The organism is Arthrobacter sp. NPDC057388 (assembly GCF_042668165.1).
Classification (GTDB): Bacteria; Actinomycetota; Actinomycetes; order Actinomycetales; family Micrococcaceae; genus Arthrobacter.
This window is the reverse complement of sequence record NZ_JBHVBL010000115.1, coordinates 1-1,057: the sequence shown is the minus strand read 5'-3', so window position 1 is coordinate 1,057 and position 1,057 is coordinate 1. Positions and strand designations below refer to the sequence as shown.

The 1,057-nt window shown below is 45.9% G+C and carries 2 protein-coding genes; both read left to right on the top strand.

The annotated features are described in order from the left end of the window. Nucleotides 1-759, top strand: a 759-nt coding sequence (locus ACFUTU_RS21470) for a PBSX family phage terminase large subunit (protein ID WP_377967982.1), incomplete at its 5' end; no start/stop codon positions are given. A 12-nt stretch (nt 760-771) separates the two neighbouring features. Continuing rightward, on the top strand, nt 772-1,057 hold a 286-nt coding region (locus ACFUTU_RS21465), incomplete at its 3' end, for a hypothetical protein (RefSeq protein ID WP_377967980.1).

Below are 1,057 nucleotides of genomic sequence, written 5' to 3'. Positions count from 1 at the left end.
GACACACGCTGGCAACATTGGACGATCCACGACAACCCTATTTTGACTGACGACAGGAAACAAGAGATTTACGACACGCTGAAGAAGAACCCGTACCTATTAAAGCGAGATTGGGAAGGGAAGCGGGTTAACCCACAAGGCGTAATATACGGAATGCTTGACCTTGAGGCGCACACAGAAAGGACATTGATCGGTAAGCCGATACAAATGTACTTTGCAGCTGACGGCGGGCAGTCTGACGCGACAAGTGTCTCATGTAATATCGTAACGTCATTCCGGAACACAGAAGGGAAACTGATACGCCGTTTAAATCGCGTGGCTCATTACTACCATTCAGGCGCTGAAACCGGACAAGTGAAGGCAATGAGTATTTACGCAAGAGAGATAAAAGAGTTCATAAAATACTGCACTGACAAATATCAGATGCGGTATACGAGGTTCTTTGTCGATCCAGCCTGTAAGTCATTGCGTGAAGAGCTGCACCTCATAGGCGTTGATACGTCCAAGGCGGACAATAACGCTAAAGACATTAGGGGCACTTCACAAGGTATTGAGGTTGGTATCGAGCGGGCGCAGAACACCATAACAAAAGACATGTTCCGGTTGGTGGATGATGAAAAGTACGATCATTACCACTTCATCAAGGAAAGCGGGCTATATTGTCGAGACGACAACGGCAAGCCGATTGACGAGAACAACCACAGCATGGACGAGTTCAGATACAGCGTGAACTATTTTTATAAAGAGTATGTGAAATAGGGCGGTGACACAATGTTCAAAAGCCTAATTGCAAAAGTAAAGGCGGTGATGCAGAAAATGGGGCTGATCAAGAATATCAAGTCAGTTTCAAACATTCAGGCCCTTCCGGTGGATGATGATTTTTATCAGATGATAGAAAACGTGTGGTTGCCATTGTACAAAGGGGAACTTGATCAATACAACGGCGAACCATTCCACAAGGTAGAATTTACAACCATTGAGGGCGGCAAACGCACACGGCGCATGTTTACGTTGGGAATGGCGAAAGTAGCCAGTAAAGAAATGGCGAGCCTTATCT